Origin of the sequence: Pseudomonas kitaguniensis, assembly GCF_009296165.1 — a bacterium.
Lineage (GTDB): Bacteria > Pseudomonadota > Gammaproteobacteria > Pseudomonadales > Pseudomonadaceae > Aquipseudomonas > Aquipseudomonas kitaguniensis.
On the sequence record NZ_VUAZ01000219.1, the window covers coordinates 1 to 5,667 of the forward strand.

At 58.1% G+C, this 5,667-nt stretch carries 5 protein-coding genes; 2 read left to right on the forward strand and 3 right to left on the reverse strand.

Going from position 1 to position 5,667, the window contains the following annotated elements; translation table 11 throughout:
* Positions 1-59: 59 nt before the first annotated feature.
* From F0169_RS26715 to F0169_RS26725, 3 genes are all read right to left on the reverse strand, one after another.
* Positions 60-1,238 carry a vWA domain-containing protein gene (locus F0169_RS26715; protein ID WP_058411047.1) on the reverse strand — a complete coding sequence of 393 codons (1,179 nt, stop codon included), beginning with the start codon at positions 1,236-1,238 and terminating at the stop codon, positions 60-62.
* Entirely contained in the window at positions 1,238-2,083 is an 846-nt protein-coding gene (locus F0169_RS26720; RefSeq protein WP_058411046.1) for an AAA family ATPase, read from the reverse strand. Before F0169_RS26720 ends, F0169_RS26715 begins: the two co-directional genes overlap by 1 nt.
* A gap of 105 nt (positions 2,084-2,188) precedes the next feature.
* On the reverse strand, positions 2,189-3,265 hold the full coding sequence (locus F0169_RS26725) for a DUF748 domain-containing protein (RefSeq protein WP_058411045.1): 1,077 nt from the start codon (positions 3,263-3,265) through the stop codon (positions 2,189-2,191).
* A gap of 138 nt (positions 3,266-3,403) precedes the next feature.
* On the opposite strand from F0169_RS26725, the gene cysK reads away from it, so the two are divergent.
* Both cysK and F0169_RS26735 read left to right on the forward strand, forming a co-directional pair.
* Positions 3,404-4,378: a cysteine synthase A gene (gene cysK / locus F0169_RS26730; RefSeq protein ID WP_152748099.1), complete on the forward strand. Its 975-nt coding sequence runs from the start codon at positions 3,404-3,406 to the stop codon at positions 4,376-4,378.
* A 183-nt stretch (positions 4,379-4,561) separates the two neighbouring features.
* A complete protein-coding gene (locus F0169_RS26735) occupies positions 4,562-5,500 on the forward strand; it encodes an aspartyl/asparaginyl beta-hydroxylase domain-containing protein (protein WP_099240233.1) in 939 nt (312 codons plus the stop codon).
* The last annotated feature ends 167 nt before the right edge of the window (positions 5,501-5,667 follow it).

Sequence of the window (5,667 nt, forward strand, 5' to 3'; positions counted from 1 at the left end):
GGCTTGCTCCCTCCCACATTGGATTTCCTGCAGCATGGGAATCCTGATTTGGATTCGGATTACTTGGAGAGAAAACGCATGCCTTCTTCCAGCCCGCGCAGCGTCAGCGGGTACATCTGATCCTCCACCAACTCACGCACAATCGCGGTCGACGCCGTATACCCCCACGTGTCTTTCGGGTACGGGTTTATCCAGATCAGCTTTTTATACTTGGCCATAAAGCGCTGCATCCACACATAGCCGGCTTCTTCATTCCAGTGCTCGACGCTGCCGCCGGCCTGGGTGATTTCGTACGGCGCCATCGACGCATCGCCAATAAAGATCACTTTGTAATCGGCGCCATACTTGTGCAGCAAATCCTGGGTCGAGGTGCTTTGCGAGGTGCGGCGCTGGTTGTCCTTCCACACCGCTTCATACACAAAGTTATGGAAGTAGAAGTACTCCAGGTGTTTGAACTCAGTCTTGCACGCCGAAAACAGCTCTTCGCAGATCTTCACATGCGCGTCCATCGAACCACCGATGTCGAACAGCAGCAACAGCTTGATAGTGTTGCGCCGCTCCGGTCGCATTTGAATATTCAACAAGCCTGCATCACGCGCCGTATGGTCGATGGTGCCGTCGATGTCCAGCTCTTCGGCCGCACCCTGGCGCGCGAACTTGCGCAGGCGGCGCAGGGCGATCTTGATATTGCGCGTGCCCAGCTCTACCTGATCGTCGAGGTTTTTGTACTCACGCTGGTCCCAGACTTTTACCGCCTTGCCCTGGCGCTTGCCGGCATCGCCCACGCGGATACCTTCCGGGTTATAGCCGCCGGAGCCAAACGCGCTGGTGCCGCCAGTGCCGATCCACTTGTTGCCACCGGCATGGCGTTCCTTCTGTTCTTCCAGGCGCTTCTTGAATTCCTCGATCAGCTTGTCGAGGCCGCCGAGGGACTGGATCTGCGCACGCTCTTCATCGCTCAGCGAGCGTTCGAATTCCTTGCGTAGCCACTCCTCGGGAATCAGTGCCTGCAGGTGGTCGTCGAGTTTTTCGAGGCCATTGAAGTAGGCGCCGAACGCGCGGTCGAACTTGTCGAAATGCCGTTCGTCCTTGACCAGAATCGCGCGGGCCAAGTAGTAAAACTCGTCCATGTCGGCGAAGGTCACTCGCTGTTTCAGCGCGTTGATCAGGTCGAGCAATTCGCGCACCGACACCGGCACCTTGGCCGCACGCATTTCGTTGAACAGGTTGAGCAGCATCAGCGATTACCGCGACGGCTCATAAACGCCAGTCGTTCCAGCAGTTGCACGTCTTGCTCGTTCTTCACCAGAGCGCCGGCCAGCGGCGGGATCGCCTTGGTCGGGTCGCGTTCGCGCAGCACCGCTTCACCGATGTTGTCGGCCATCAGCAGTTTGAGCCAGTCGACCAGCTCCGAGGTGGAAGGCTTTTTCTTCAAACCCGGCACTTTGCGCACGTCGAAGAACACGTCCAGCGCTTCGCTGACCAGGTCCTTCTTGATGTCGGGATAGTGCACGTCGACGATTTTTTGCAGCGTGCTGCGGTCGGGGAAGGCGATGTAGTGGAAGAAGCAGCGGCGCAGGAACGCGTCCGGCAGCTCTTTTTCGTTGTTGGAAGTAATGATGATGATCGGGCGCTTTTTGGCCTTGATGGTCTCGTCGATTTCGTAGACGTAGAACTCCATCTTGTCGAGTTCTTGCAGCAGGTCGTTAGGGAACTCGATGTCGGCCTTGTCGATTTCATCGATCAGCAGAATCACCCGCTCCTCGGACTCGAACGCTTCCCAGAGCTTGCCCTTTTTCAGGTAGTTGCGCACATCGTGCACCTTGTCCACGCCCAACTGCGAGTCGCGCAGGCGGCTCACCGCGTCGTACTCGTAGAGGCCCTGATGCGCCTTGGTGGTGGACTTGATGTGCCAGGTGATCAGCTTGGCGCCGAAGGATTCGGCCAGTTGCTCGGCCAGCATGGTCTTGCCGGTGCCGGGCTCGCCCTTGACCAGCAACGGCCGCTCCAGGGTGATCGCGGCGTTGACGGCCAGTTTCAGGTCATCGGTAGCCACATAGGCCTGGGTGCCTTCGAACTTCATCGCTCATTCCTCACATTCATCAATGCCCGGACTATACCGCGCAGCCCCGGTGGCTGTGAACGCAGACGCCTTATTCAGTCTCTGAATGGCCGGTCACGCGCAGCATCAGTCGGTCGACGGCTTGGGCTGTTCGTAGCGCGCATTGAAGGCCTGGATGAAACCGTTGCGCAAAATCGCCACGAATGCAGAGAACGCGCTGATATTTTGCTGGTGCACGCTGCCGCTGAGTTCGACGCGCGTGGCGAATTGATTTTTGCGCTGGTTTTTCAACACCGTCTCGCTGGTGCCCACCACGGCTTCCCAGATCGAGCGGAAAATATTTTTGTCTTTGTTTTCGACGTCCTGCTGCCAGTCAAAGACTTCAACATCGCGCAACAGCGGCTTGATGTAACCGCTGAGTTGGCCCTTCTGGGCCTGCGCTTCGATCACCACATCACCGGTGCCCGCCTTGAAGTCGAACTTGCCGTACGCCGAGGCGAAATCGTTCATGCGTGTGAGTTGCAGGTCACGCGCGCGGAAGCGGAATTCGAAGTCCTCAAAATTATTGAAAGGGTCAAAGGTGGCAGTGGCTTCCAGCGGCGCTTGGCCTTGCAGCATGGCCTTACCGTCAAAGCGTGCATCGCGCTGGCCTTTGAGGTCCACCACGTTGGTCAGGTTATACAAGCTGGCGTTGATTTCGGTGGCGTTGATGTTTACTTGCGGTTTGGAGCTGAAGTTGTGAAAGGCGACCTTGCCGTCCTCAATGCGCACTTCGTTCAGGGTGATCGGCAGGAGTTTTTTCAACTGCGCTTGCCAGTCGGTGCCCTTACCGGTCTGCGACGCCTGTTTGTTTGCGCCGCCGTCGACGAAGTTGATTTCAGGCCGCACAAAATGCCCCTCGGCAACCACCGCATGGTCGTACCACAGCGAGTGCCAACTGACCGCAAATTCAATCAGCGGCGCGTTAACCAGCGGCACCGGAACCTTACCGTCGACCTTGACGATTTTCAGCCCTTTTATCCGGTAGGCGCCGCGCCACAACGCCAGGTCTACATCGGCGACTTCGCCGCGGTAATCACCCATGTCGGCGAGCTTGTCATTCAGGTAATTGCGCACCACATAAGGCAGCGCGATATTCAGGGCAACCAGCAGCAGCACCAGCCCGGCGGCGGTCCATAGCGGCCAACTGTAGCGACGTTTCATGGGGTAGGCTCTCTGTCCATATTGGGTTACATATAATTGATGGACTTGCGCACAGGGCGCAACGTTCCGCAGACTGGACGCCTCTACGCCAGCGGCATAACCTTGGGGCCTTCCTGAAATAGCCTTAAGGACCCCGTTATGAGCCGCATCTTTGCAGACAACGCGCACTCCATCGGTAACACGCCCCTGGTTCAGATCAACCGGATTGCGCCGCGTGGCGTGACCATCCTGGCCAAGATCGAAGGGCGTAACCCAGGTTATTCGGTGAAGTGCCGCATTGGCGCAAACATGATTTGGGACGCCGAAAGCAGCGGCAAACTCAAACCCGGCATGACCATTGTGGAACCGACTTCCGGCAATACCGGCATCGGTTTGGCGTTTGTCGCGGCCGCGCGTGGCTACAAACTGTTGCTGACTATGCCGGCGTCCATGAGCATCGAGCGGCGCAAAGTCCTCAAGGCTCTCGGCGCCGAGCTGGTGCTGACCGAACCGGCCAAAGGCATGAAAGGTGCTATCGAAAAAGCCGGTGAAATCGTTGCCGGTGACCCGTCGGCCTACTTCATGCCAGGCCAGTTCGAAAACCCGGCCAACCCTGCGATCCACGAGAAAACCACCGGCCCGGAAATCTGGAACGACACCGACGGCGCCGTCGACGTGCTGGTCGCGGGCGTCGGCACTGGCGGCACCATTACCGGTGTGTCGCGTTATATCAAGAACACTGCGCGCAAGCCGATTCTGTCGGTGGCGGTGGAGCCGATTGCATCACCGGTGATCACTCAGGCGCTGGCCGGTGAAGAGATCAAGCCCAGCCCGCACAAGATCCAGGGCATCGGCGCGGGGTTTGTGCCGAAAAACCTCGACCTCTCGATGGTCGACCGCGTGGAACTGGTGACCGATGAGGAATCCAAGGCGATGGCCCTGCGCTTGATGCAGGAAGAAGGCATTTTGTGCGGTATCTCCTGCGGCGCCGCCATGGCCGTGGCTGTGCGCCTGGCCGAGAAGCCGGAAATGCAGGGCAAGACCATCGTGGTGATATTGCCGGACTCCGGTGAGCGCTACCTGTCGAGCATGCTGTTTAGCGATTTGTTTACCGATCAAGAAAACCAGGCCTGACCGGTTTGCTGCGTGTCTCCCACGCAGGGCCCGCAATCAGGGGTGCAGAGGGTTGATTTATGTCAGCCGGTCGGCCGAGGCCTTCTGCATAATGCAGCAAATGTTTATGATGACCGGCTGCTACGTTTGGTTTCCCCTCACCGGGAGGTTATTCGCCAGGCGCTAATTTCCAGGAGTTGCTGCATGACCTTTTCTTTGGCCGCCAAACTGTCGGTGCTGCTGTTGTTTATCGGCAGCACGTTGTATGTGCACTTGCGTGGCAAGGCCCGTTTGCCGTTGTTGCGTCAGTTCGTCAACCACTCGGCGTTGTTCGCCCCGTACAACGCCTTGATGTACCTGTTCTCGGCCGTGCCGTCCAAGCCGTACCTGGACCGCAGCAAATTCCCTGAACTGGACGTGCTCAAGGACAACTGGGAAGTGATCCGCCAAGAGGCCATGCACCTGTTCGACGAGGGTTATATTCGCGCCGCCGAAAAGAACAACGACGCAGGCTTTGGTTCGTTCTTCAAGAAGGGCTGGAAGCGTTTTTACCTCAAGTGGTACGACAAACCGTTGCCATCCGCCGAGGCGTTGTGCCCGAAAACCGTGGCCCTGGTCAGCAGCATCCCCAACGTCAAGGGCGCGATGTTTGCGCTGTTGCCCGGCGGCAGCCACCTCAACCCGCACCGCGACCCGTTTGCCGGTTCGTTGCGTTATCACTTGGGGCTGTCCACGCCGAACTCCGACGACTGCCGCATCTTCGTTGACGGCCAGGTCTACGCCTGGCGCGACGGCGAAGACGTGATGTTCGACGAAACGTATGTGCACTGGGTGAAGAATGAAACCGAACACACTCGGGTGATTCTGTTCTGCGACATCGAACGCCCGCTGAGCAGCCGTTTGATGACGCGCATCAATCGCTGGGTCAGCAAGCAACTCGGTCGTGCTACTGCGCCACAGAACCTGGATGACGAACGTGTTGGCGGCATTAATCAGGCCTATGCCTGGAGCAAGACCTTCAGCGACAAGTTCAGTGGTCAGGTCAAACAGTGGAAGCGCAAGCACCCAAAAGCCTACCGCATCGCGCGGCCGGTGTTGGCGGTGGTGGTGTTGGTGCTGTTGTGGAAGTGGCTGTTCGGCTGATCTGATGTAGCGCTGTCGCGCAGCAAGCCAGCGTGCGGCCAGCGTGGTTTAACGGGGCGCTTTTCAGATCAAGAGCAAAAGCACGGCGGCCTGAAAGCCCACCTGAGTGGTTGAAGCAGATCAAAGGCGGGTTTTACATACACAGCAGATCTGCTTCTGCTTGTTGT